Source organism: Pseudomonas sp. NPDC088368, assembly GCF_044753445.1.
Lineage (GTDB): Bacteria > Pseudomonadota > Gammaproteobacteria > Pseudomonadales > Pseudomonadaceae > Aquipseudomonas > Aquipseudomonas bambusae.
In genome coordinates, this window is record NZ_JBIVNG010000007.1 from 72,228 (window position 1) to 96,637 (window position 24,410).

19 protein-coding genes and 1 pseudogene are annotated in these 24,410 nt (G+C 59.8%); 7 read left to right on the forward strand and 13 right to left on the reverse strand.

Annotated features, from left to right (window positions below; translation table 11 throughout):
* Positions 1-20: 20 nt before the first annotated feature.
* Genes ACIQAL_RS16585 through ACIQAL_RS16610 form a run of 6 tightly spaced genes read right to left on the reverse strand, consistent with a single transcriptional unit; the run spans position 21 to position 4,254 of the window.
* Positions 21-1,700 (reverse strand): AMP-binding protein, encoded by a 1,680-nt coding sequence (locus ACIQAL_RS16585; protein WP_401147291.1) that lies wholly within the window; start codon positions 1,698-1,700, stop codon positions 21-23.
* Positions 1,697-2,242, reverse strand: a complete 546-nt coding sequence (locus ACIQAL_RS16590) for a hypothetical protein (protein WP_401147293.1) — start codon at positions 2,240-2,242, stop codon at positions 1,697-1,699. The genes ACIQAL_RS16585 and ACIQAL_RS16590 overlap by 4 nt, the downstream gene beginning before the upstream one ends.
* Positions 2,239-2,493, reverse strand: a complete 255-nt coding sequence (locus tag ACIQAL_RS16595; protein WP_401147296.1) for an acyl carrier protein — start codon at positions 2,491-2,493, stop codon at positions 2,239-2,241. The genes ACIQAL_RS16590 and ACIQAL_RS16595 overlap by 4 nt, the downstream gene beginning before the upstream one ends.
* A 9-nt stretch (positions 2,494-2,502) precedes the next feature.
* Complete coding sequence (locus tag ACIQAL_RS16600; RefSeq protein WP_166596103.1) at positions 2,503-2,763, reverse strand: phosphopantetheine-binding protein; 261 nt, start codon at positions 2,761-2,763, stop codon at positions 2,503-2,505.
* The gene (locus ACIQAL_RS16605; RefSeq protein WP_401147299.1) at positions 2,738-3,550 is read right to left on the reverse strand and encodes a lysophospholipid acyltransferase family protein; all 813 of its coding nucleotides are present in this window, start codon (positions 3,548-3,550) and stop codon (positions 2,738-2,740) included. The genes ACIQAL_RS16600 and ACIQAL_RS16605 overlap by 26 nt, the downstream gene beginning before the upstream one ends.
* On the reverse strand, positions 3,526-4,254 hold the full coding sequence (locus ACIQAL_RS16610; protein WP_401147301.1) for a beta-ketoacyl synthase chain length factor: 729 nt from the start codon (positions 4,252-4,254) through the stop codon (positions 3,526-3,528). The genes ACIQAL_RS16605 and ACIQAL_RS16610 overlap by 25 nt, the downstream gene beginning before the upstream one ends.
* 349 nt (positions 4,255-4,603) lie before the next feature.
* Between ACIQAL_RS16610 and ACIQAL_RS16615 the strand changes: the two genes are divergently transcribed.
* Positions 4,604-5,383 (forward strand): ParA family protein, encoded by a 780-nt coding sequence (locus tag ACIQAL_RS16615; RefSeq protein ID WP_341960423.1) that lies wholly within the window; start codon positions 4,604-4,606, stop codon positions 5,381-5,383.
* A gap of 46 nt (positions 5,384-5,429) precedes the next feature.
* Here ACIQAL_RS16615 and ACIQAL_RS16620 read toward each other — a convergent pair.
* Positions 5,430-5,792: pseudogene (locus tag ACIQAL_RS16620) on the reverse strand (PAAR domain-containing protein); the annotation flags it as partial.
* Between the two features lie 137 nt (positions 5,793-5,929).
* Positions 5,930-6,364: a thioredoxin TrxC gene (trxC, locus tag ACIQAL_RS16625; protein ID WP_401147304.1), complete on the reverse strand. Its 435-nt coding sequence runs from the start codon at positions 6,362-6,364 to the stop codon at positions 5,930-5,932.
* 360 nt (positions 6,365-6,724) lie between these two features.
* On the opposite strand from trxC, the gene ACIQAL_RS16630 reads away from it, so the two are divergent.
* From ACIQAL_RS16630 to ACIQAL_RS16640, 3 genes are all read left to right on the forward strand, one after another.
* A complete protein-coding gene (locus tag ACIQAL_RS16630) occupies positions 6,725-7,663 on the forward strand; it encodes a hypothetical protein (RefSeq protein WP_401147307.1) in 939 nt (312 codons plus the stop codon).
* Positions 7,664-7,820: 157 nt separating this feature from the next.
* Positions 7,821-8,108: a type II toxin-antitoxin system HigB family toxin gene (locus ACIQAL_RS16635; RefSeq protein ID WP_401147308.1), complete on the forward strand. Its 288-nt coding sequence runs from the start codon at positions 7,821-7,823 to the stop codon at positions 8,106-8,108.
* A gap of 4 nt (positions 8,109-8,112) precedes the next feature.
* Entirely contained in the window at positions 8,113-8,514 is a 402-nt protein-coding gene (locus ACIQAL_RS16640) for a type II toxin-antitoxin system HigA family antitoxin (RefSeq protein ID WP_401147310.1), read from the forward strand.
* Between the two features lie 18 nt (positions 8,515-8,532).
* Here ACIQAL_RS16640 and selO read toward each other — a convergent pair whose 3' ends face one another.
* The 4 genes from selO to ACIQAL_RS16660 form a co-directional block, all read right to left on the reverse strand.
* Entirely contained in the window at positions 8,533-9,996 is a 1,464-nt protein-coding gene (gene selO / locus ACIQAL_RS16645; protein WP_401147313.1) for a protein adenylyltransferase SelO, read from the reverse strand.
* Positions 9,997-10,044: 48 nt separating this feature from the next.
* Positions 10,045-13,413, reverse strand: a complete 3,369-nt coding sequence (gene mscK / locus ACIQAL_RS16650) for a mechanosensitive channel MscK (protein ID WP_401147839.1) — start codon at positions 13,411-13,413, stop codon at positions 10,045-10,047.
* Between the two features lie 36 nt (positions 13,414-13,449).
* Positions 13,450-15,192 carry a potassium/proton antiporter gene (locus ACIQAL_RS16655; RefSeq protein WP_166596094.1) on the reverse strand — a complete coding sequence of 581 codons (1,743 nt, stop codon included), beginning with the start codon at positions 15,190-15,192 and terminating at the stop codon, positions 13,450-13,452.
* A 143-nt stretch (positions 15,193-15,335) separates the two neighbouring features.
* Positions 15,336-17,138: an acyl-CoA dehydrogenase gene (locus tag ACIQAL_RS16660; RefSeq protein WP_401147316.1), complete on the reverse strand. Its 1,803-nt coding sequence runs from the start codon at positions 17,136-17,138 to the stop codon at positions 15,336-15,338.
* 266 nt (positions 17,139-17,404) lie between these two features.
* Here ACIQAL_RS16660 and ACIQAL_RS16665 point away from each other — a divergent pair, with 266 nt between their 5' ends.
* Together ACIQAL_RS16665 and ACIQAL_RS16670 are read left to right on the forward strand one after the other, a co-directional pair.
* The gene (locus ACIQAL_RS16665) at positions 17,405-18,094 is read left to right on the forward strand and encodes a hypothetical protein (RefSeq protein WP_401147319.1); all 690 of its coding nucleotides are present in this window, start codon (positions 17,405-17,407) and stop codon (positions 18,092-18,094) included.
* Between the two features lie 4 nt (positions 18,095-18,098).
* Complete coding sequence (locus tag ACIQAL_RS16670; RefSeq protein ID WP_401147322.1) at positions 18,099-18,542, forward strand: hypothetical protein; 444 nt, start codon at positions 18,099-18,101, stop codon at positions 18,540-18,542.
* Between the two features lie 77 nt (positions 18,543-18,619).
* Here the strand turns inward: ACIQAL_RS16670 and putA are convergent, their stop codons facing one another.
* Positions 18,620-22,573 (reverse strand): trifunctional transcriptional regulator/proline dehydrogenase/L-glutamate gamma-semialdehyde dehydrogenase, encoded by a 3,954-nt coding sequence (gene putA, locus ACIQAL_RS16675; protein ID WP_401147324.1) that lies wholly within the window; start codon positions 22,571-22,573, stop codon positions 18,620-18,622.
* A 344-nt stretch (positions 22,574-22,917) separates the two neighbouring features.
* Here putA and putP point away from each other — a divergent pair, with 344 nt between their 5' ends.
* Complete coding sequence (putP, locus tag ACIQAL_RS16680) at positions 22,918-24,402, forward strand: sodium/proline symporter PutP (protein WP_401147327.1); 1,485 nt, start codon at positions 22,918-22,920, stop codon at positions 24,400-24,402.
* The last annotated feature ends 8 nt before the right edge of the window (positions 24,403-24,410 follow it).

The window sequence follows — 24,410 nt, forward strand, 5'->3', positions numbered from 1 at the left end:
GCATGGAGCTTGTGGTCTGCTCACGCATCGGCTTCACTCCACAAAATCCGCCCGCTGGAGCAGGCCGCATCGCCGTTGCGATAGGTGAAATACAACTTGCTGCGTTCCTGGTCGAATCGCAGGGTCAGCGTGATGCGGTCGCCCGGGCGCACCAGTTGCTGGAATTTCAGCACTTCCATTCCAGCAAAGCGCGGTGGCAGGTCCATCAGGCGCTGACCGAGGGCGATGGCCCAGTCGACCTGTACCACGCCGGGCAGAATCGGCGTGGTGGGGAAGTGCCCGCTGAAATGCGCCAGGTCCAGCGGGACGATCAGCTCCAGCCGAAGCCCTTCGTCGCTGTCTTGCTGATTGACCAACTCCGGCTCATGGACTCGCGGTGCCACGAGCAGCGCTTCAACCTGTACCTGAGGCAATTTGCCTTGGGTGTTCAGCGGCAATTGGCTCAGGATCCGCCAGCGGCGGGGCAGGGCGAGGGTTTCGCAATGAGGCACCAGATGCTGTCGCAGCGCGGCCGTTACTGCGCGACGGCCCTGATTGCGCAGTGCATGCACGCCTTGGGCGCTAAGGACGACAAGCGCACCCAGTGACGCACGGTTTTCCCGAATCACCCCCAGCCGGGCTTCGCTGACCCATTCATGGGTGGCCAGCGCTTGCTCCAGCAGCGGCAGCGAGATGCGCTTCTCTTCCAGCTTGACGATGCGGTCCAGTCGTCCGAGCAGTTCAAAGCGGCCATCTTCAGTGAAACGCGCCGCGTCAGCGGTTTGTTCGACATGGCCCACGGGCAAGTAGGGGGACTCGATACGCAGCGCGCCGTCTTCGTTCTGACTGAGTTTCACGTCGTCGAACGCGCGCCACAACGGATCGCCCTGGCGCCAGGCGATACCGCCGGTTTCCGAGCTGCCAAGAACCTCCGTCGGCCACTGATCGAGGCGTTGATGCAAGCTTTGCGCGGCGTCGGTCGGCAAGGCGCCACCCGAAGAAAACACCCGGCGCACGGCGCTCAAGCTATCCCAGTCGAGGTTGTCGCCCATGCGCTTGAGCAACGCGGGGCTGGCGACCCATGCAAAGGCTTCATGCTCGCGACTGGCGCGTTGCAGGTCTTCTGGAAACGGGAGCTGCTTGCGCACGAAGCTACGTCCGGCACACAGAGGCCACAACACACGAAACAACAGGCCATAGATGTGCTGGGCGGCAACGCTGCCAATGATGCAGGCCCGGCCAAGGTCGGCGCCCCAGAGTCGTTCCAGTGCGGCGATTTCGTTGGACAGCTGGCGCGCTGTTTTTTCGATCAGTTTGGGCTCGCCGCTGGAGCCTGAGGTGCACAGGCTCAACAAGCACTCGTCCAGATTGAGAGGCATCGGCTTGAGCGGTAGGGCTTTCAGCTCATCGAGACGGGTATCGCCTTCGGCGTCCGTCAACCAAAGCTCGGCGAGGGGAGCCCAGCGTTCGCGGCTCTGGGCCTGCAAGTCCGAGGGCAATAGCACACTGGCGCCCGCATGCCAGGCGGCGAACACGGCGATGGCCAGTTCCGCCGCGTCTTCGAGGTGAATCGCGACACAGGTCGCGGCGCGTTGTTGCAGCGCCGCCGCAACCGACAATGCGCGCTCGCGATATTGTGCGTGGTTCATGCCCGGGGCGTGAGTAACCGGGCGTTCAGGGTGCGGCGCCAGCAACAGCCGGTCAATCCTCAGCCAACTCATGCACGCCCCCGCACACGTTGGCGCACGACCCATTCACCGGCGAACAGCAGGCCCATCAAGCCGTAGGCGATCAGCCCGGTGTACAGCGTCCACCAGCTCAGCGGCGCCCAAAGGGTCAGGGCTGCGGCGACGATGCCATTGAACAGAAAAAACAGGCACCAGATTTGGGTCACGTGACGCGTGTAACGGACCGCGACGTCCGGCAGCTCGGGATCGGTCAGGCGGGCGAGGCGTTCGACCACAGGCATACCGTGCATCAGGCTCAAGCCAAACAGTGTCAGCATGAAACCGCTGATCAACACCGGGTACCAGCGCAGCAATTGCGGGCTATTCACGATGCCCAGCAGCAAGCAGAAGCCGAGGGCGACCGACGCCATGCCAAGGCTGCCCGGACGACGCTCGGCCGTCAGCGCACGGGCAGCCCACAGCGCGCCCAGCAGCAATGCGAATTGCCACGGCGAAAAATGCCCCATGCCGAAATACACGGCGAACGGGTACAGCACCCCTGCGAGCACCAATACCAGACCCATCAGGCGGTTCATGCGGCGGTGTTGACCAGCCGATAGACCGCTTCGACGACGTCATCGACGGTGCGGACGGACTTGAATTCTTCTGCGGCGATTTTCTTGCCGGTCTTGCGCTTGATGTGGTCGATCAGATCGACCGCGTCGATGCTGTCGATTTCCAGATCCTGATACAGATTGGCATCCAGCGTGACCCGCTCGGGCTCCAGCTCGAACAGCTCGACCAATGCGGTGCGCAGGGTTTCGAAAATCTCTTCACGGGATTGCATGTTCAGTCCTCAGGCCACTTGGCGAGCGCTGACGAATGCCGCGAGGCTGTCGACGCTGGTGAAGTGGGTGCGTGTGTCTTTGGCGTCGGCGTCGATCTTGATGCCGTAGCGTTTCTGAATGGCCAGGCCCAACTCCAAGGCGTCCACCGAGTCCAGCCCGAGGCCTTCGCCGAACAGCGTCTGGTCATTGCCGATGTCGTGGGTGCTGATGTCTTCGAGGCCCAAGGCATCGATGATCAGCTGTTTAATTTCCAGATGCAGATCGCTCATCTGTGGCGAGCTCCTTGATGAAGTGGTGATGCAGATAGTCATTGAGCTTGCGCGATGCCACAGGGGCGGGACCGAGCAGGGCGAACGTCGCCGGGTCGATGTCGTTGCCCACTCGCAGGTGAAAGTGCGGACGACGCTGAGGGATGCGATACCAGGGCTCTGCCTTGGTCAGGGTGGTTGGTGAGACATGGATCGTCACCGGAGTAATGATCTTCGCGCCACGCAAGGCGATCGCCGCCGCGCCACGATGGAAGGCAGGGGCTTTGCCCGGGCAGGTGCGAGTGCCTTCGGGAAAGATGATCAGAGTCTGGCCGGTCTGGAGGAGATGCGCGGCGTTTTCCAGCATGTCGGCGCTGCCATCGTTGCTGACGTAGCCAGTCGAACGCACCGGGCCTCGCGTGAACGGGTTCTGCCAGAGGCTCTGCTTGACCACACAGTTGGCGTCCTTGACGAGGCCGATCAGAAACACCACGTCGATGAGCGACGGGTGATTGGCGATGATCATCTGCCCCGGACGGCCCAGTCGCTCTGCACCTTGGACCTCGAAGGTGAGGACGCCTGCCTTGGCCATGAAGCGAATGAACGTCCAGAACAGGCGGCTGATGGTTCGGCGCGCACGACGCTGATGACTGCACGAATCGCCGGGCAGCCATGCCAGTACGGGAAAAACGAACAGCCGCAGGCACAACCCGCCCAGCCCGAACAGGGCGAAGCTCAGGGCAGTGGTCAGCAACCGCCAATAGTAGGCGTTGCGACTTTTGCTCAGCGGTTGCGTTGCCAGTTCCATAGCCGACTCTTCCAGGGATGTTGCAAAGCGTTCTGTTGTGTCGACAGTGCGCGCAGCAGATTGAGGGCGTGCGGCCACTCGTGGGGTGATTTCGCGTCGTCCTTAGACTCGTTCACGCGCAAGGTCAGTTGCCATTCGTCGCCCGGCGTCAGCAACAGGCCGAGCGCGTAGGGAAATGGCACATCGTCGACCCAGGGTGCATAGGCCTTGGGCGGGTATTCCTCGGCAATGACCAGCAATACCGCTGGAGCCCCTTCGTTCAACAGGCTCGCAGCTTCCAGCACGCCATGCTCCAGACCGTCGCCTGCCGCTGCGAGGGCCGTCATTTCGCTGGTTTCGCCGCGCATGATCGACCACAGGCCGATGACCGCGTTATGCACGGACAGGCTGAATTGGGTCGGGGACAACGGCTGTTCGGCCGCCAGGTCGCTGAGAATGTCGAAGGTCCGGGGTGTTTCACCGTGTCTTGAAACGAATACCAGCGGCAGGTGTTCAAGCCGTTCTGCCAGCGGCCAGCCGACGCTGAAGGCCATACGCGCCAGGCGGCTCAGGCGCCTGCGTTGCATGGCGGGCAGGAACGAGACATCGGGGGCCTCATCCTGATGGCAGGGCACGACCGGTTTTTGGCTCCAGTGCCGCCAATCTTCGACCGTGGTCAATCCCGGCGCCCAAGCGCGCCACTGTGCAATGTTGAAATTGATCACGATTCTTTTCCCGCCCCTGCGGGCTTACTTCCTGGCTTCGAGTATCCGAAGTGACACCAACCATGGCGCGGCGCTATCACCGAGTGCCGGGCATTATCCCGGCGTAAAAGCACAGAGGCAAACGCTGAAACAAATAGTTTATTTACTTGGGATATTTCCTACTGTAACGGCAGTCGCTGTCTGGCAAAGGTCTGTAGGATGTTGCGACTTGATAAGCACGCGGGTTTCGGGCCGACTATCGGAATTTTCCGAAGCGCTCGCCTGACATGTCTCGTTTGCCTAGACTCGATACCATTCATCGGGTCACGAGACGATCCATTCATTCAAGACAGCGACAGGGAGTTTTCCAATGCGGCGTGTGGTGTTCAATCAGAAGGGCGGGGTCGGGAAATCGAGCATCGCCTGCAATCTGGCAGCCGTCAGCGCCAACGAGGGCTACCGGACCCTCTTGATCGACCTCGATGCTCAGGCCAACTCGACGCAATACCTCACAGGCCTGACCGGCGAAGACATTCCCATGGGCATCGCCGATTTTTTCAAGCAGACGCTGTCTTCAGGGCCGTTCTCCAAGAAGAATCAGGTCGATATCTACGAAACACCCTTCGACAATCTTCACGTCGTCACCGCGACGGCTGAGCTGGCAGATCTACAGCCCAAGCTTGAAGCCAAGCACAAGATCAACAAGCTGCGTAAGTTGCTCGAAGAGCTGGACGAGGACTACGACCGCATCTATCTGGACACGCCACCCGCGCTGAATTTTTACGCCGTCTCGGCATTGATTGCGGCGGATCGGGTGTTGATCCCTTTTGACTGCGACAGCTTCTCCCGGCAGGCCTTGTATGGGCTGTTGAAGGAAATCGAAGAGCTGAAAGAAGACCACAACGAAGGTCTGGAGGTGGAAGGCATTATCGTCAACCAGTTCCAGTCACGTGCCAGCCTGCCGCAGCAGATCCTCGACGAGTTGATCGCCGAAGGCCTGCCGGTGCTCCCGGTGTACCTCAACAGCTCGGTCAAAATGCGTGAATCACATCAGGCGAACATGCCGCTGATTCACCTGGACGCTCGTCACAAGCTGAGCCAGCAATTCGTCGAGCTGCATCATCTGCTGGAAAACAATACGGCGCATTGATCGGCATCTCCCGGGCTGCGCTGGCTTCGTCATCCTGCGTCAGCGGACTTTCCTGACGCAGCGCTTTGGTGAGCTGTTTGGCCCGTTTGCGCGCCTTGCGAGCGAGGTCCTTGGGGATGTCGATGGCGGCGTTCATGTCCGCCTTTAAACCCTCCTGGCTCGCGATCAAACGATGATCTTCGTTCGGGCACTCACACCGCACGCGCTGTCCGTCCGTCGCGACAGCCACGAGATCATCGATGTAAGTGGGGTTGCCTTGCGCGATGTACCCCACCCGCTCGCAGGCCGCGCACCAGACCGGGTCGCCCATGCGTGCGAGCCGACGTTCTTCGTAGGTCTGCGTGCCGGATGTTTGCAGCACCACGCCGCCTGTGGTGGTTGTGTCGCCTTCTCTGATTACCGATGCCATCGCTCATCGCCTCTGGATCAACCGTGAGAGTGGCTAACCCTAGGCGCTTTCATTGAGCTCGGGATGTCCGCCAGGCGTTTTCAGACGCGTCTTACGAACATTGCAGCCGCGGGCTTCGACGTGAGGCGAATCCGCCCTCAAATCCCCTGACTGGCAAGCCAGGCGGTCAACTGCTGGAGCGGCATGGCCCCGCTTTGACGCGCCACTTCGCGACCGTTCTTGAACAGAATCAGACTCGGAATCGACCGAATACCCAGCTGTGCCGACAGCTGCGGGTGCGCTTCACTGTCCAGCTTCGCCAGACGCACCCGCCCGCTCAACTGCACAGCCGCTTGCTCGAACGTCGGCGCAAAGGATTTGCATGGCCCGCACCACTCCGCCCAGACATCCACCAGCAACGGCAGATCACCCTTGATCTGACTCGCATAATCGCCCTGAGTCAGCGTGAACGGTTTAGACAACAGCACCGGCTGCTTGCAACGCCCACACTTGGGCTGATCCCCCAGCCGCTCGGCGGGGATGCGATTGAGGCCGTTGCACTGAGGGCACGGGATGACGAGAGGTTCGGACATGGCGGATACCTGGAGGAAGGCTGATGCTCGGTAAGTGAGGCCGCGGGGTGGGTTTATCAAGTTGGGCGGGTTGGTCTAATTCCCTCGAACTCAGTGTGTAACCGTTCACGTTCCTGAACATGGGCGCGTCCGCTGGGCCATTCTTTTCACTGTACAAAGACACCCAGCATTTCTTTGGCGTCTCGATGAAGCGTCCATGCGCAGCGCTTTCCACGCATCCTGCCCCGCATTTTTATCCGAAAGAGCGACCCGTTTGGCCGGCTAGCACCTGGTAAAGCCTGCGCATAGCTTCTGCCCTGAAGGGGTGTCGATTCGTTGTGAGTCAGTGGCCCCTGTTCATTCATGGTCAGGGAGACGCCAATGATCAATCAGTTACAGGCTGCATTCTCAGCGATCACCTCCGGCAAAGTCCCGGCGACCGTTTCCTCCGCAACGAAAAAGGGTCCGGAGCTCGCCGTCGAGAGCCCTGAGAAGACCGAGAAGAAAGCAACGGACAAGGCGAGCTTTTCGACGCTGGCGAGTCAGCTGAATGAAAGCGCTGCCCGTGCTGCCAAGCGTGATGCGGGCATGACCCATGCGGAATTGGGGAGGTACGGGCTGAGCCGGATCAACGAATTTCTGTCTGAAACCCCGAAAGCCAATAGCCACACACGGGCGATGGAAGTGCCGGATACGACCGACCCCGAATTGTTGGATCGCGCACGAGCCGCCACGGCTTTCGTCACCCAAACGCTCGCAGGGCATCAGAATGCGAAGAGTCCGTTCGATGCGCTGTCCCGCGAGCAACTGAACCTGATCGCCTATGACGACAGCGGCTCGTTCACCCTCAACGAACGACGCGCCGCGTGGCACGGCATTCAGAAGATGGACGACGCCTGGCGCAAGGTAGCGATTCCCGAAGGGCTCATCGAACAAACCCGCACAGGCAAGGCGTCGAAGTTTTACCAAGAGGCCCTGAGCTACTTCAAATCGCTGCCGACCATCGAGAAGGCGGTGGACTATCCCAAGGATGCAGAAGCGATTCTGGAGGCGCGGATCAAGAGCAAACCGACCTTGCCAGAACCAGCCACTTTGCCCGGCCTCGTAGAGCGACGCGCGGCCGACCGGAAGCTGACGCTGTACGACATCCTCGCGGGTATGGTCGATACACAGAAAGACAAAGTCGACCCGAACACCCCGGCCCGCACCAGGAAATTCAGCCCACGCACATCGCCGACGCCGATGACGTGGACGGAGTCGTACGCGAAGAGGGTTGAGGCGATGGAGACAGCCAAGCCTGCCGTGGCGGCAAAGGTTTAAGCGCGGTAGAAAGGGGCTGCTTGTGACCCGGTGATGTGCCGCTCACCTATAAACTCGTTCGCGATGTAAGGTTGGCCGGACATGCTTTTATCGCAACTTGCGATTTTTCCCGTTTCTGACTAACATGCGTATCGCAAAGTGCGATATGGACTGTCAGATGCATGTGATTACCGAAAAGAGGATTTGGGAGGCCAAGGCTAAATGGCCTCACTCTGCAAAGGCCTTGGACGCGTGGTATCGGCTCGTCAAGGCTTGTAGGCCCTCGGATTTTGCGGCTATGAAGGCGATTTTTCCCGCTACGGATAAGGTAGGACCGTTTCACGTGTTTGATATTGGGGGCAACAAGATCAGGCTTATTGCTTCAGTCAATTATTCAGCCCATCGTCTTTTCATTAAGCACGTCCTGGATCACCGCGAATACGACAAAGGCAAATGGAAGGTGTAAGTCAATGAGCGCTCTCATCAAACACGCAACGGAGCACTGGCACCACGTAGCCCCCTTGCTTAACAAGCCAGAAACGGAAGACGAATACGATCTGTTGGTCAGTGGCCTGGATGAGTTACTGGAAATCATTGGCGAAGATGAAGGGCATCCGCTTAACCGTCTCGCCATCCTCATCGGCGACGCAATTGAGGCTTACGACCATGAGAATCGCCCGATGCCGGTTGCTTCGGGGGTCGAGGCATTGCGCTATCTCATGCGTGAACATGGTCTGAATCAGGGAGATCTTCCTGAGGTGGGTACTCAATCAGTGATTTCCGAAATTCTTTCAGGTAAGCGTCAGCTCAATTTGAGGCAGGTTCGCCAGCTCGCGGATCGCTTCGGGGTGCCTGTCGAGGTCTTCATCTGACCTCGATTTCAAAAATCCTCACGACGAACAACTGATCTCCAGATGCTTGCCCCAGTCCGGCGGCCGCTGGGCATAACTCTCCATGCCTTCCTGCGCTTCGAACGGTTTGCACAGCACCTGATGCAGCCGCCGAACCTCGCTGTAGTCGCCTTGTTCGGCGGCTTCGATGGCGCGTTGGGCGAGGTAGTTGCGCAGGATGTAGAGCGGGTTGACGGCGTGCATGCGGGTGCGGCGTTCGTCTTGAGTGCTGGCGGGGTCGCGGGTGATGCGGGCTTTGTAGGTCTCGGCCCAGGCGTCGAAGCCGAGCATGTCGACGAAGTCGTCGCGTAAATGACGCACGGCGATGTCGGCGGAATCTTCGCCCAAACGGCGAAAGAACAGGCTGTAGTCGACGCCGCTGTTTTGCATCAGTTGCAGCAGGCGTGCGATGAGGTCGGCGTCATTGTCCTCGGCCGTGGTCAGGCCGAGACGGCGGCGCATGAGGTCCAGATAGTGGGCCTGATACAGCGGCAGGAACAGGTCCAGTGCTTCACGCAGCGCTTCGACGCTGATAAAGGGCGTCAACGCCTGGGCCAGTGCGCTGAGGTTCCACTGGCCAATCGGCACCTGATTGCTGAAGGAGTAACGACCTTCGTGATCGGAGTGATTACAGACGAAGTGCTGATCGAAATCGTCGAGGAAGGCGAACGGGCCGAAGTCGAAGGTGATGCCCAGGATCGACATGTTGTCGGTGTTCATCACGCCGTGGCAGAAGCCATAGGCCTGCCATTTGGCGATCAACTCGGCCTGACGCTCAACGATGACGCGGAACATGGCCAGATAGGGTTCAGGCTGTTCGAGGCATTCGGCGTAGTGCAGCGACAGCACGTGATCGGCCAACTGCTTCAGCTCGTCATGCTGCTTGGTGTAGTAGAAATATTCGAGGCTGCCGAATCGCACGTGGCTGTGAGCCAGACGCAGCACCATCGCCGCCCGTTCCTGGGTCTCCCGCCAGACTGGCGTGCTGGAGCCGATCACGCAGCCTGCGCGACTCGTTGGAATGCCCAGTGCATGAAGCGCTTCGGAGGCCAGAAATTCGCGAATCGATGAACGCAACACGGCGCGACCATCGCCCATGCGCGAAAACGGCGTCTGCCCGGCGCCCTTGAGGTGCAAGTCCCAATGCTCGCCTGCCTCGTTGTAGACCTCGCCCAGCAGCAGCCCACGGCCATCGCCCAGGCGCGGGTTGTACGAACCGAACTGGTGACCGGAATAGACCATCGCCCTCGGGTCTGTGTCTTCCCACAGCTTGTGACCGCTGAACAGCTCGGCGAAAACCGGCTCTTCGGCCTGCGCGGGGTCCAGGTCCAGCAACGCCAACGCCGCATCGCTGGCGACCACGAGGCGCGGTTCGGCAATGGGCTCGGGCAATACGGACGTGGAAAACGTATCGCCGAGGCGAGCGAAACGGTTGTCGAAGGTCAGTTCGTCGAGGGCTTTCACAAGACAGCTCCAGCAGAATGTCCGAGCATTCTGCTGGGATTTGTTGCGTCAGTCGAGCTTGGCTTCCGGCGGTTCCGGCACGTCTTTCGGCGCGGCAGGCACGACCGTAGGTGTGGCAATCGTCTTTTGCTCCTGCTCGATCGGCACCATTTTGTACTCCTGCCCCTGCATGTTCTTGAGGTAAACCTCCATCTGCCGGAACGAGATGTTGATGTGCTGCTTCTTGAATTCCTTGTTGATGAACCGGTTGATCTCATCGAGTACCGGGTTGCGGTCGCCAAGGTCGCGCACGTGCATGCGCAATTCGTGGTCGAGCGTGCTTTCGCCGAAATTCAGGAAATAAACATGCGGCGCTGGTTCTTTGAGGACTCGAGGATTGTCCTGCGCGGCCTTGATCAGCAGGTTGCGCACCAGGTCCAGGTCCGAGCCGTAATCCACGCCGAGCTTGAGCGTGACGCGGGTGATGGTATCGGTCAGCGACCAGTTGATCAGTTGCCCGGTGATGAACGTCTTGTTCGGGACAATGATGTCCTTGCGGTCGAAGTCGGTGATGGTGGTCGCGCGGATGCGGATTTTGCTGACTGTGCCCGACAGATTGCCGATGGTGATGGTGTCGCCGATCCGCACCGGGCGTTCGAACAGGATCATGATGCCGGAAATGAAGTTCGCGAAGATCTCCTGCATCCCGAACCCCAAACCCACCGACAGCGCCGCCACCAGCCATTGCAGCTTGTCCCAGCTCACGCCGAGCGCTGACAGCGTCGAGACGAAACCGACACCGGCGATGATGTAGGACAGCAACGTGGTGGTCGCGTAAGCGCTGCCTTGCTTGAGATTCAGCTTCGACAGCACGAACACTTCCAGCAGGCCCGGCAAGTTACCGGCCAGCACGAAGGTGATGCCGATGATCACCAGCGCGCCGATCATGTCGCCGAGGCTGATCGGCACCATGCTCATGGTTGCGCCGGTGCCGCTGGTGTATTCGTACAGGGTGATGTTGTCGAGGTATGAGAACACCGTGATCAGGTCGGCCCAGACCAGATACAGCGCGCCGATGAACCCGGCAATCAGGGCCAGACGAATCAGGCGCAAGGACTGCTGGTTGACCTGTTCGATGTCCAGCGTCGGCTCTTCGACCAGCGCCTCACCCTCGCCAGCTTCCTTGGCGGCGTTACGTTTTGCCAGAGCGCGCTGGTAGGCCAGGCGTCGGGCTGCAACGCCCAGGCCGCGAACGAACGTCGCTTCGATCACCAACCACAGCATCAGCAGGTAGAGGGTGTCGATCAAGCGGTCGCTGAGTTTCAGCGCGGTGTAGTAGTAGCCGAAGCACACGGCGAGGAACAGCGCGACCGGCAGAGCGGTGAACGCCAAACCTACCGTGCGGCGGAACAGCGACGCACTTTCGTGGGTCGGGCTGGTCAGCAACAGGCGGGCGAGTAGCCAGGTCATCAGTGCGTAGCAGGTCAGGACGACGGCAATGCCGATCACATCGTCCGCCAGCGCGGACGGCTCGTGCTCGGCCACGGCGACCACCGTCACCAGCGCCAGCACCACCAGACCCAAGCGACGAATCCAGCCCCGCAGGAATTCCACCTGGGACTTCTCCCAGCGAAAATGCAGCTGTGCGACGCCACCCGGCGCCAATACCCGGTAAGCCGTGTAGAACACCAGCCAGGCCAGCGAGATTTGCATCAGCGCCGCGCCGAGATTGATGTTCTGTTCACGGGCGTCGATCTGCAGCGCGAGCGCGCACGATGCCAACGCCAGTGACAACGGCATCGCCAGCAGGATGTTGATGAAGATTGCCAACGGCGTCTGCCACTGCCGGTCACGCTTGAAGTGGCCGATGTCGGCGTGCAGGCGGTTGAGCTTGTCGTACAGCGCCTTGCGCTTCCACATCAGGCCGCCGATCACCAGCAACAGCGGCAGGAAAATCAGCGGGCGCTGGGTCAGGCCATCGCCCAGTTCGCTGAATGTCGAGGTCCACGGCAGGGTGGTGACTTGTTTTGTCAGGCGCGGTTTGATGCGCTCGAACCACTCCAGGTCCAGCGGCTTGTTGCTGGGAATCCAGAACATCTGCTCATCCAGCGTCTGGCGCAGGCTGATGGCCGTGCTGACCAACTGTTTCTGGTTGAGCTGCAAGGTGATGGATTCGTTGAGCAGCGCGCTCAGTTCGCGGTTCAACCGCTCCAGCAGGTCGGTGCGGGTGGTGGCGAGGTCCAGCAAGGTTTTGCGCAAGGCTGGGGTGACGTCTTCCGGCTTTTGAGTCGCGAGCAATGTGTCGACGTAATTCGCCGGGTTGCTCATCTGTTCGCGTTGCTGATTGACCTCGAACTGGTACAGGCGAATATCGGCGATTTCGTCCGCCAGGCCGCTGTCGAGCTTGAGCTTGGGCAGCGATTGCTTCTGCTTGTAGAGAATCTTGGAGAGCAACAGACTGCCGCTCAACACGTTGATCTGCTCGTCCAGCGCCGCATCGGTCTGGGTAATGGCGTCGAGCTGGGTTTTGGTCTTGAGGTTCTGCTGGGTCAGTTCGTTCAGGCGATCGGTGCCGCGCAGCAGGTAGTCGGAGAGCTTGAGATTGGCCGCACTTTCGGTGGCGAGCAGGCTGCTGCCGCCGGCCTTCTGCGCTTCGATCGACAGCTGCGTCACGGTTTCCTGGGACTGTGCACGGCGTTTGTCGTTGATCAGTGTTTGCAGGTCCTGGATTTCCTGATCCTGACGAGCCACTTTCTCGGTCAGCAGATCACGCTGGCTGCCGCCCAAATCCTGCAATTGACTGTTGCCGGCCAACTCTTGACGACGCAGGGCAATCAACGCGTTGATCGACGCCAACTCGGCGTTCAACTGATTGCGCTGGTCGCTGCTGATCGCCTTGCCCCCGTCTTTGCCGGACTTGAGGATGCCGTTGATCGTTTGAATGCGGGTCTGGCTGGAGCTGATTTCCGCTTGAGCACGCTCCGGGCGAGTCTGTGCCGTGATCGTCATGCTGTTGGCGTCGTTCAGCGCCTTCTGCAAATCGGCCTGCTGCGCGCTGCGTTGGCTCAGCATTCCTTCGAGCTGGGGCACGTCCTGATTGGTGTAGCGCTGGGCAACCGGAACCGTTTTGCTGGCTTTGAGCTTGGCCAGTTCGCGCTGATTCTCGCCGGTCTGCTTCGGCGCATCGGCCAGTTGCTTCTTCAGGTCTTCCAGCTTTTGCTGGTTGTCCTTTTGGCTTGCGATGAAGGCGAGCGTCTGTTCCAGCACCTGTTGCAGGGCTTTCTGGTCATCGGCCGACAGTTTGCGGTCGGCGATCCGGTCCAGGCTCTGCTGAACGGCGTCGCTGCTCGGTGGGGGAGTGTCAGCGGCAAATGCCGGGACGTTGGAAAGGCAAAGCCCCAGCAAGGCTGAGGCAAAAAAGGTACGCAGCGAGAACATAGACACCGGGTTGCACGATCAGGAAAGAGGAGCAGTTTAGAGGAACAACCCGGGACCCGGGCGGCTTCCTTCGGGGAATCTGACGCCCACTTTGAGGATCTTGTTCCCTTCCATAACCGCAACTGTCCAAATAGTTCCGTTCCATTCGATCTGGTCGCCGACAATTGGCGCGCCGCGATTCTTCTGAATGATGAACTGGCTCAGCGGCATGTTCGAATCCAGGCCGTCGAGTTTCAAACCGTACAATGCCGCGACAGCCCCGAGCTGAGCGTCTCCCTCAAGGACGAAGTCACCGAAGAAGCGCAGATCCAGACCCCGTTGCGGCGCCTGACTGAACAGCTTGCCGAGGGCTGGAAGGTCGTGTTCGTGACCGATCACGCAAAGCAAGTCACCGGTCTCCAACACCGTACTACCCGACGGATGGAGCAGTTGCTGACCTCGAAACAGGGCCGCGATCCGTGTGCCTTCCGGCATTTTCAGCTCGCGAAGGGCCGCACCGATGCACCATTTCTCGGCACCGAGTCGGTAAACGAACAGCTCCCACTCGCTGGTCACATGCACTTCCAGCGCTGCGCGAGAGATGGGTGCAGGATCAGGCGGAACCGTCACTTTCAGCCATTTCGCCATCCACGGCAGACTCGTGCCTTGCACCAGCAGCGACACCAATACGATAAAGAAGGCGAGATTGAAGAACAGTTGCGCCTGCGGCAGACCCGCCATCAGCGGGAACACCGCCAGAATGATCGGGACCGCCCCGCGCAGGCCGACCCACGCGATGAAGGCTTTTTCGCGACCGTGGAACACGCGGAACGGCAGCAGGCCTGCGAGCACCGACAGCGGGCGCGCCACCAGAATCATCCACAGCGCCAGGCCCAAGGCCGGCAGCGCGATGGGCAGCAAATCATGGGGCGTGACCAGCAGGCCCAACACCAGGAACATGCCGATCTGGGCGAGCCACGCCATGCCGTCGAGCATGTGCAGGATGCCGTGGCGGCTACGAATCGGCTTGTTGCCGAGTACCAGGCCGCACAAATAAACCGCTAGGAAGCCGCTGCCATGGATGGCATTGGTCAGCGCAAACACGGCCAGGCCGCCCGCGATCACCAGAATCGGGTACAGGCCGTTGGCCAGGTTGATGCGGTTGACCAGCTGCAGCATCAGCCAGCCGCCGCCGAGACCGAGAATCGCGCCAATGCCGAATTCCTGGATCAGATGACCCAAGAGGCTCCAGTGCAGGCCTGTCTGGCCGCTGGACAGCATGTCGATGAGCGTGACCGTCAGGAACACCGCCATCGGGTCGTTGCTGCCGGATTCGATTTCGAGGCTGGCCGTGACCCGCTCATTGAGGCCCTTGCCGCCCAGCAGCGAGAACACCGCTGCGGCATCTGTGGAGCCGACGATGGCGCCGATCAACAGGCCTTGAATGATATTCAGGTCGAACAGCCAGGCCGCGATCATGCCGGTCAGACCGGTGGTGATCAGTACCCCGACCGTGGCCAGCGACAAGGCCGGCCAGAGCGCAACCCGGAAACTCGCGACTCGGGTTCGCAGGCCGCCGTCGAGCAGGATCACCGCCAGTGCGAGGTTGCCGACCAGATAGGCAGTCGGGTAGTTGTCGAAGATGATGCCGCCGCCGTCGACGCCTGCCGCCATGCCGACCGCCAGGATGATGACCAGAATCGGGATGCCGAGACGGGACGACAGCGAGCTGACCAGAATACTCGCGCCCACCAGCAACGCGCCGATCAGGAACAGGCTGTTGATGGTCGTCGCATCCAAGGGCGGTACTCCAGACAAAAGCAGAAATGAACGCATGCGTGAACTGACATGCAGTCCACGTGCCAAGGGATTTAACCCGTTGAATTAGCGAGCTGTCAAAGCTTTGTCGAATGTTTCCGCGGCGATCTCTGCGACGGTCGAAATCAGAACCAGCTGTCCTGCATGGTCAGGCAAACGTCATCACGGGCGTGAAGAATAGCCAGCTCGTGATGACAGGACGGCACTTCCCATGTCAGGAAAAACCGCGCGGCGGCCAACTTGCCGGTGTAGAAATCCGTATCGGCCGTCTGGCCTTTATTCAGGCCTTCTTGCGCCCGAATCGCCTGCTCAAGCCAACGCCAGCCAATGACCGTGTGACCGAACGCCTTAAGGTAAAGGGCAGAGTTCGCCAGCGTGGCGGTGACCTTGCCTTGGGCCAAGTCCATTAAGAGTTCAAGCGTCACGGCCTGCAAGCGTGCCACCAGCTGTTCCAGTGGCTGGCGCAACGAACTCAACGACGCGTGTTCCTGCGCCCGTTGGCAGGTGTCTGCGATCAGACGGACCAATTGCTTGAGACCGGCGCCGCCGTTCTGTGCCAGTTTGCGTCCTAGCAGATCCAGCGACTGAATGCCGTGAGTGCCTTCGTGAATCGGGTTCAGGCGGTTGTCGCGGTAGTACTGCTCCACCGGATATTCGCGGGTGTAACCGTGGCCGCCGAGAATCTGGATCGCCAGTTCGTTGGCTTTCAAGCAGAACTCCGAAGGCCAGGATTTGACGATGGGGGTCAGCAGGTCCAGCAGTTCATGAGCCAGCTTGCGCGCTTCTTCGGTGTCGCCCGTTTGCGTGTCGTCGAACAGGCGAGCGGCGTACAGCCCCAAGTCGAACGCGCCCTCGACGTAGGCTTTTTGCGTCAACAGCATGCGTTTCACGTCCGCGTGTTGAATGATCGACACCGGCGCGCTTTCGGGATTTTTGCTGTCGGGCAGGCGCCCCTGAGGGCGTTCGCGGGCGTACTCCAGCGAATACAGATAACCGGCGTAACCGAGCATCACGGCGCCCATGCCCACGCCGATCCGTGCCTCGTTCATCATCTGAAACATGTAGCTCAAGCCCTGATGGGGCTTGCCCACCAGATACCCCACGCAGCTCCCGTTATCGCCAAAATTCAGAGCCGTCGAGGTGGTACCGCGCCAGCCCATTTTGTGGAACAGCCCGGCGAGCAGCACGTCGTTGCGGGGTCCGAGACTGCCGTCTTCGTTGACCAGAAACTTCGGCACGATGAACAGCGAAATGCCCTTCACGCCGGGTGGCGCGTCCGGGAGTTTGGCCAGCACCAGATGGACGATGTTTTCGGACAGCGGATGGTCGCCGCCCGAGATAAAAATCTTGTTGCCGCGCAGGCGGTAGCTACCGTCAGCAGCCGGCTCTGCGCGGGTGCGAATGTCCGACAGCGACGATCCGGCGTGAGGTTCGGTCAACGCCATGGTGCCGAAAAAACGCCCCTCGATCATGGGTTGCAGAAACTTCTGCTTTTGTTCTTCGCTGCCGAAGTTCTCGATCAGGTTCGCCGCGCCCATGGTCAAGAAGGGGTACGACGTCGACGCTGCGTTGGCGGACTGGAAGTGAGCGAAACAGGCTTGGGATAACAGCGTCGGCAGCTGCATGCCGCCTGCTTCGAAATCCCGCGCCGCGTTCAGAAACCCGGCCTCAAGAAACGCATCGACAGCGGGTTTCACCTCGGGAATCAACACCGCTTCGCCGTTCTCAAAGCGTGGCTCGTTCTCGTCGTTCTTGCGGTTGTGGGGCGCGAAGTATTTCTCCGCAATCGCCCGCGCCGTGCCAATGGCGGCATCAAACGTCTCACGACTGTGCTCGGCAAACCTTGCACGCTGAGTCAATGCCTCAGCGTCCAGCACCTCATACAGCTCGAAAGCCAGATTGCGGGAACTGAGCAGCGTCTCGGACATGGCGGCGTACCTTTTGTTGGATTGCCAAGGAGTCTAGGGGCGAGGTGAGGGGGTGAACAGGAAGATTGATGTGGGTGATGGGGGGGTAGAAAAGCCGCAGCTTCCAGTCCTTGAAGTTAAGCGATTGACATCGGTGTTTCTCAAAAATCATAAAATCGGAAGCTTCCTACGTGTGCTGAAGAGATGCCCGGCATTGCTGAGAGGGCGAAGACGGTATCAACCCTTCACCCAAATCTCAGGTCCGTCTTTGCATTGGAAGATTAACGATGAATGAGGTTGTTCCCCGCTCCGAGATAAAACGCCATCAGCTAGCGCGAATAGAAAACCCATATTTTGCTACGTTGAAAGTAGAAAGGGCGTTGACTCAGCCATCCAGTGTTTGCGGATTGCCGCGACTTATCAGCGAATGTGGGATTGCGTTAGGTGATTGTCACCGTGAATACCACAAGCGTCCGATACTTGAGTGCACTGATCGCGCCGACTGGTTTTTGGTCGCTGATCGACCTTTCAAGCCGCTTTGTGACGCCGACTTCGTAAAGTATAAAGTGTGCGGTTTTAGAGCCTTAGCGTGCAGCAAGTTCCACATGGCATCCGCGAGGATGTATCTGACAAGTGGCCCGGGACGCTGGGTGACTAAAGATATTGAATACGACACCGCAACGAACGCATTGTCTTTCGCTGCCAATTGGTTGACCTCCAGAGGAGAGGAAGGGCGCATTTTTCTGGCTGAAGGTAAGGACTACGCTAATACCTTTAGAACCGTCGTTCAGGAATGGTTACCGCTTTTAGTTGAGCATCAGCATCTTAAAGCGCAGTCCATGTCTCGGAGCTACGGCGAGGTACGTCGTATCAGGCAGCAGTATGTAGAAGGAGAAGATCATTGGCAGATATCAGGCAGTTCGTGGCATTGGCGCCCAGTCACGATGGATATCGTCTATGAGTTAAGAGGGGAATAAGCCGATGCTTCGGTTAAAGCTGTCTGCCGAAAGAATTTACCTTGGATGGGGAGTATTTGATGCTATTTATATCGCCCGATATATCGTGTTTAGCCTGATAGCAGGGAGAGTGCCTTATCTGGACGACTTCAGAAGCGGCATGGAGTTGGTTGCGGTGCATGGCGTCTATGCGAAAGTGCTGGTGATGCTGACGTGGGGGATAGAGCTGTCAATCATCTTGAGCTGCTGTCTGTTTTTACACCGGTGTCGACTTGCGAAGTGGGTGGCCTATTTTCAGGTTCCTTTTAGATTAATGTTCTTCCTTCCGTCCGTCTCCATCGTATTTATGGGGCCAGACCTGAAAGAGCGATATGGGATTGGTTTGCTGTTATTGCTGCTTATTCTGTCCGAGTGCTTGAAGGTCTGGACGTTATGGGCGAGCCGTCAAGCCCTCCACGCTTCAGCGTAATGGGCGCATGCTGGGTGTGAGTAGGAGTGTATCCGTTGAATACGCGCTCCCAGGCAGGAAGCGCGATAGCTCAGCGTTTACCCAATCGTCATCAAGCTCGCATTCCCTCCTGCCGCGGCGGTGTTCACGCTCAACGCCCGTTCGATCACCAAACGCTCCAGCGCAATGCCGGTTTCACCTTTGGACAAGCCGTGAACGCCGATGATGGCGCCAGCACGCTGAGCGACTTGCTCGCAGATGGCGCGCAGCTGGTCGGAGTCGCCGTGGTGCAGGACGGCTTCGATGGCGATGTCGTCCTTGCTCCAGTCGCTCACCAGTTTAATGCGCGCCTGCACGTCTTTCGGCAGGCGCTTGTACAGCTGCTTGCTGAGCTCGGTGTCCGGCACGATGGCGGTGCTGCCGACGGCCAGTACAGCGGCCAGTTGCGTCAGCAGGTCGGCTTCGTCTTCGGCCAGGCACAGTACGTGCTCACGGGGCAGGATGGTGTAGCTGTTGCGCTCGCCGGTCGGGCCTGCCAGCAGTCGTGAGATGCCGCTTTGCGATTGTTCGGCGAACTGATCACAGGTCGCTTCCAGTTCCGCTTGTTGCTGGCTCGACGCCCAGGCTTTCAACGCGGTCAGCGGTTTGAGCAGGTTGTCGCGCAGGCGCACGTCAGGCTTCGTCGCGGCGTCGCCTTGAGCGAACGATTTCTGCACGGCGTCGGCAGGGCGAGTCGAGAGCAGGCGATACAGGTACAGCGGGCCGCCGGCTTTCGGACCGGTGCCCGACAGACCTTCCCCACCAAACGGTTGCACGCCGACCACGGCACCCACGATGTTGCGGTTCACGTACATGTTGCCGGCATTCACCGAGTCGATCACCTTGGCGATGGTTTCATCGATCCGGGTGTGGACACCCAGCGTCAGACCGTAGCCCGAGGCGTTGATCTGGCCGATCAGTTGGTCCAGTTCCTTGCGCTTGTAGCGAACGACGTGCAGCACGGGGCCGAAGATCTCGCGTTGCAGTTCGTCGAAGCTGTCCAGTTCGATCAGGGTTGGCATCACATAGGTGCCGCGCTTGATTTCATCGCAGTCGGCGATCGCCACCTGGTACACGTTACGGCCTTTGTCACGCATGGCCTGGATGTGTTTCTCGATGCCTGCCTTGGCTTCGGCGTCGATCACCGGACCAATGTCTACGGACAGGCGCTCCGGGTTGCCCAGACGGCTTTCGGCCATGGCACCCTTGAGCATTTCGATGACGCGGTCGGCGGAGTCTTCCTGCAGGCACAAAACGCGCAATGCAGAGCAACGCTGGCCCGCACTGTCGAAGGCCGAGGACACCACGTCGATCACCACCTGTTCGGTCAGGGCTGAGGAATCGACGATCATCGCGTTCTGGCCGCCGGTTTCGGCGATCAGCGGGATCGGACGGCCCTGCGAGTCGAGACGACCGGCGATGTTGCGTTGCAGTAGGCGGGCGACTTCGGTGGAACCGGTGAACATCACGCCTTTGACGCGATCGTCGCCGACCAGGCGGGCCCCGACGGTTTCGCCACGACCTGGCAGCAATTGCACCACGCCCTCAGGAATACCGGCTTCCAGCAGAATGCGCACGGCTTGAGCCGCGACCAGCGGGGTTTGCTCGGCCGGCTTGGCCAATACCGGGTTACCTGCGGCCAATGCTGCGGCGACCTGACCACTGAAAATCGCCAGCGGGAAGTTCCACGGGCTGATGCAGACCACCGGACCCAGTGGACGGTGGGCGTCGTTGGTGAAATCGTTGCGAGCCTGCACGGCGTAGTAACGCAGGAAGTCCACGGCTTCACGCACTTCGGCGATGGCGTTGGCGTAGGTCTTGCCTGCTTCGCGAGCCAGCAGGCCCATCAGGGGCTGGATGTCGGCTTCCATCAAATCAGCGGCCCGTTCCAGGATCGCGGCGCGTTCGGCCGGTGGCGTCGCTTGCCAGATCGGACCGGCGCTCAGGGCGCTCAGAAGGGCGTTATCGACGTCTTCCAGACTGGCTTCCTGAACATGGCCCACCACGTCACGCAAGTCGGATGGATTCAGCACAGGGTTTGCAGCGCCTGCGCTGACCGGGCTGCCCAGCATCGGCAGGGCTTTCCAGTCGTTGTGTGCGGTGGCCAAGAGTGCGGACGACAACGACGCCAGACGGTGTTCGTTGGCCATGTCGATGCCCGCCGAGTTGGCGCGCTCGCTGCCATACAAATCGCGAGGCAGCGGAATGCGTGGGTGCGGCAGACCAAAGCCGCCTTCCTGCGTGGCCATGCGCTCGATGCTGGAAACAGGGTCGGCCACCAATTCCTGAATCGAAATGGACTGGTCGGCGATGCGGTTGACGAAAGAAGTGTTGGCGCCGTTTTCCAACAGGCGACGTACCAAGTACGCCAGCAGCGTTTCGTGTGTGCCAACCGGAGCGTACACGCGGCACGGTCGATTCAGCTTGCCGTCAGCGACCTTGCCCACGACTTGTTCGTAAAGAGGTTCCCCCATGCCATGGAGGCACTGGAATTCGTACTGGCCGGGGTAATAGTTCTGACCGGCGATGTGATAAATCGCCGACAACGTGTGGGCGTTGTGCGTGGCGAATTGCGGGTAAATGACTTCCGGCACCGACAGCAATTTGCGGGCGCAGGCGATGTAGGACACGTCGGTGTACACCTTGCGGGTGTAGACCGGATAGCCTTCCAGTCCTTCGACCTGAGCACGCTTGATTTCGCTGTCCCAGTACGCGCCCTTCACCAGGCGGATCATCAGGCGATGGCGGCTGCGACGGGCCAGGTCAATCACGTAGTCGATCACGTATGGGCAGCGCTTTTGATAGGCCTGAATGACGAAGCCGATGCCGTTCCAGCCGGTCAGTTGCGGTTCGAAGCACAGGCGTTCCAGCAGGTCCAGTGACAGCTCAAGACGGTCCGCTTCTTCGGCGTCGATATTCAGGCCGATGTCGTACTGCTTGGCCAGCAGCGTCAAGGACAGCAAGCGCGGGTACAGCTCTTCCATCACCCGCTCGTACTGCGCACGGCTATAACGCGGATGCAGGGCCGAGAGCTTGATCGAGATGCCCGGGCCTTCGTAAATGCCACGACCGTGGGAGGCCTTGCCGATGGAGTGGATTGCCTGTTCGTACGACGCCAGGTATTTCTGCGCATCGTGTTCGGTCAGCGCCGCTTCGCCGAGCATGTCGTAGGAATAGCGGAAGCCTTTGGATTCGAAGCGGCTGGCGTTGGCCAGGGCTTCTGCGATGGTTTCGCCTGTCACGAACTGCTCGCCCATCAGGCGCATGGCCATATCGACGCCCTTGCGGATCATCGGTTCGCCAGACTTGCCGATGATGCGGCTCAACGAAGAGGTCAGGCCTGCTTCGTTATGAGTGCTCACCAGTTTGCCGGTCAGCAACAGGCCCCAGGTGGCTGCGTTGACGAACAGCGATGGGCTGTTACCCAGATGCGGCTGCCAGTTGCCGGTGCTGATCTTGTCGCGGATCAGTGCATCGCGGGTGCCTTTGTCGGGAATGCGCAGCAGCGCTTCGGCCAGACACATCAGCGCCACACCTTCCTGCGACGACAGCGAGAATTCTTGCAGCAAGCCTTGGACGATACCGGCACGGCCGCCGGCGCTCTTCTGGTTGCGCAGTTTTTCAGCAATCGACGCGGCCAGCTTGTGGGTGGCGTCTGCCATGGCTACTGGCAGACGGGCCTGTTCCAGCAGCATCGGCACGACTTCAGGCTCAGGACGACGATAAGCCGACGTGATCGCGGCGCGCAGCACTGACTGAGGCAGGATGCTTTCAGCGAATTCAAGAAACGCCTGATGGCCGTTATCCGCAGGCAGTTCACCGTGGTCGTCGGCGTCTTTGCTGACCAGCCCATTGAGCTCGTTGAGGGTGGCGCCAGCTTCGAGCTTCTCCAGGTAATTGAAAATCGCCTGTTTGATAAGCCAGTGGGGAGTCCGGTCAATGGACTGCGCAGCTGCTTTCAATCGCTCGCGGGTCGGGTCGTCGAGTTTGACACCGAGGGTGGTGGTCGCCATGTCTTGTCCTCATCAGAGCCACATTGGGCGTGGCTGTCGCTGCGGGCAAGATTAGCTTGTGGCTGGGGCTGGGTGCAACCGGGTGCAACCCGTTTTTTCAAGATATTTCCAAAGGTATCGTCAATGCACGATGCCCCTCGAAAAAGGGTTTGAGCACAGTCATTTGGCGTTATTTCGGCTATCCATGATTCAAAAAAGCGCATAAAAACCAAGAGGATACATTTTGACTCAGAAAAAGAGCGGCTCAGTGTTCCGAAAGGTTGCACCTTTTCGGTCCAGTTCCCTAGGATGCCCGCCTTTGGTGCAACCCGTTGTGCCTCCTTTCACCAAGGCATGGACAGACGATGAACATTAGCAACCCTACGTTGATCACTTTTGTGATCTACATCGCTGCCATGGTCCTGATCGGACTCATGGCTTATCGCTCCACCCATAATCTTTCTGACTACATCCTCGGTGGTCGCAGCCTGGGCAGCGTTGTGACGGCACTGTCGGCGGGTGCCTCGGACATGAGCGGCTGGCTGCTGATGGGGCTTCCAGGCGCTATTTACATGTCCGGCCTGTCGGAAAGCTGGATCGCCATCGGCCTGATCGTCGGCGCCTACCTGAACTGGCTGTTCGTGGCCGGTCGCCTGCGGGTGCAGACCGAGCATAACGGCGACGCCCTCACACTCCCGGATTACTTCTCCAGCCGATTCGAAGACACCGGTGGCGTGTTGCGGATCATTTCGGCCATCGTGATCCTGGTGTTCTTCACGATCTACTGCGCCTCGGGCATCGTGGCCGGTGCGCGTCTGTTCGAAAGCACGTTTGGCATGCCTTATGAAACCGCGTTGTGGGCCGGAGCCGCCGCGACCATCGCTTACACATTCATCGGCGGCTTCCTCGCCGTGAGCTGGACCGACACCGTGCAGGCCACGTTGATGATCTTTGCGCTCATCCTGACGCCCATCATCGTCCTGCTGGCCACGGGTGGCGTCGATACCACGTTTCTGGCCATTGAAGCCAAAGACCCGGCTCACTTCGACATGCTCAAGAACACCACCTTCATCGGCATCATTTCTTTGATGGGCTGGGGCCTGGGGTATTTCGGGCAGCCGCATATCCTGGCGCGTTTCATGGCGGCCGATTCGGTGAAGTCGATCGCCAAGGCCCGTCGCATCTCCATGGCGTGGATGATCCTGTGCCTGGGCGGCACCGTGGCCGTCGGCTTCTTCGGTATCGCCTATTTCTCCGCGCATCCTGAAGTCGCCGGGCCTGTGACGGAAAACCCCGAGCGCGTGTTCATCGAACTGGCAAAGCTGTTGTTCAACCCGTGGGTGGCCGGCGTGCTGCTGTCGGCCATCCTCGCAGCGGTCATGAGTACGTTGAGTTGTCAGTTGCTGGTGTGTTCCAGCGCCCTGACTGAAGATTTCTACAAGGCATTCCTGCGCAAACGTGCCTCTCAACTTGAACTGGTCTGGGTTGGACGTGCAATGGTGCTGCTGGTGGCCCTGATCGCCATCGCCATGGCCGCGAACCCTGAGAACCGAGTCCTGGGTCTGGTGAGCTACGCGTGGGCGGGTTTCGGCGCGGCATTCGGGCCGGTGGTGCTGATTTCCGTTCTATGGAAAGGCATGACCCGCAACGGTGCGCTGGCGGGAATTCTGGTGGGGGCCGTCACGGTCGTCGTCTGGAAGCACTTCGAGTTGCTGGGCCTGTACGAAATCATTCCGGGGTTCATCTTCGCCAGCCTCGCCATTGTGCTCTTCAGTGTGCTGGGCAAGGGACCGACGGCGGGCATGTTGCAGCGTTTCGAAGCGGCGGAGAAAGAGTATAAGGCTGCGTAAGGTCGCTC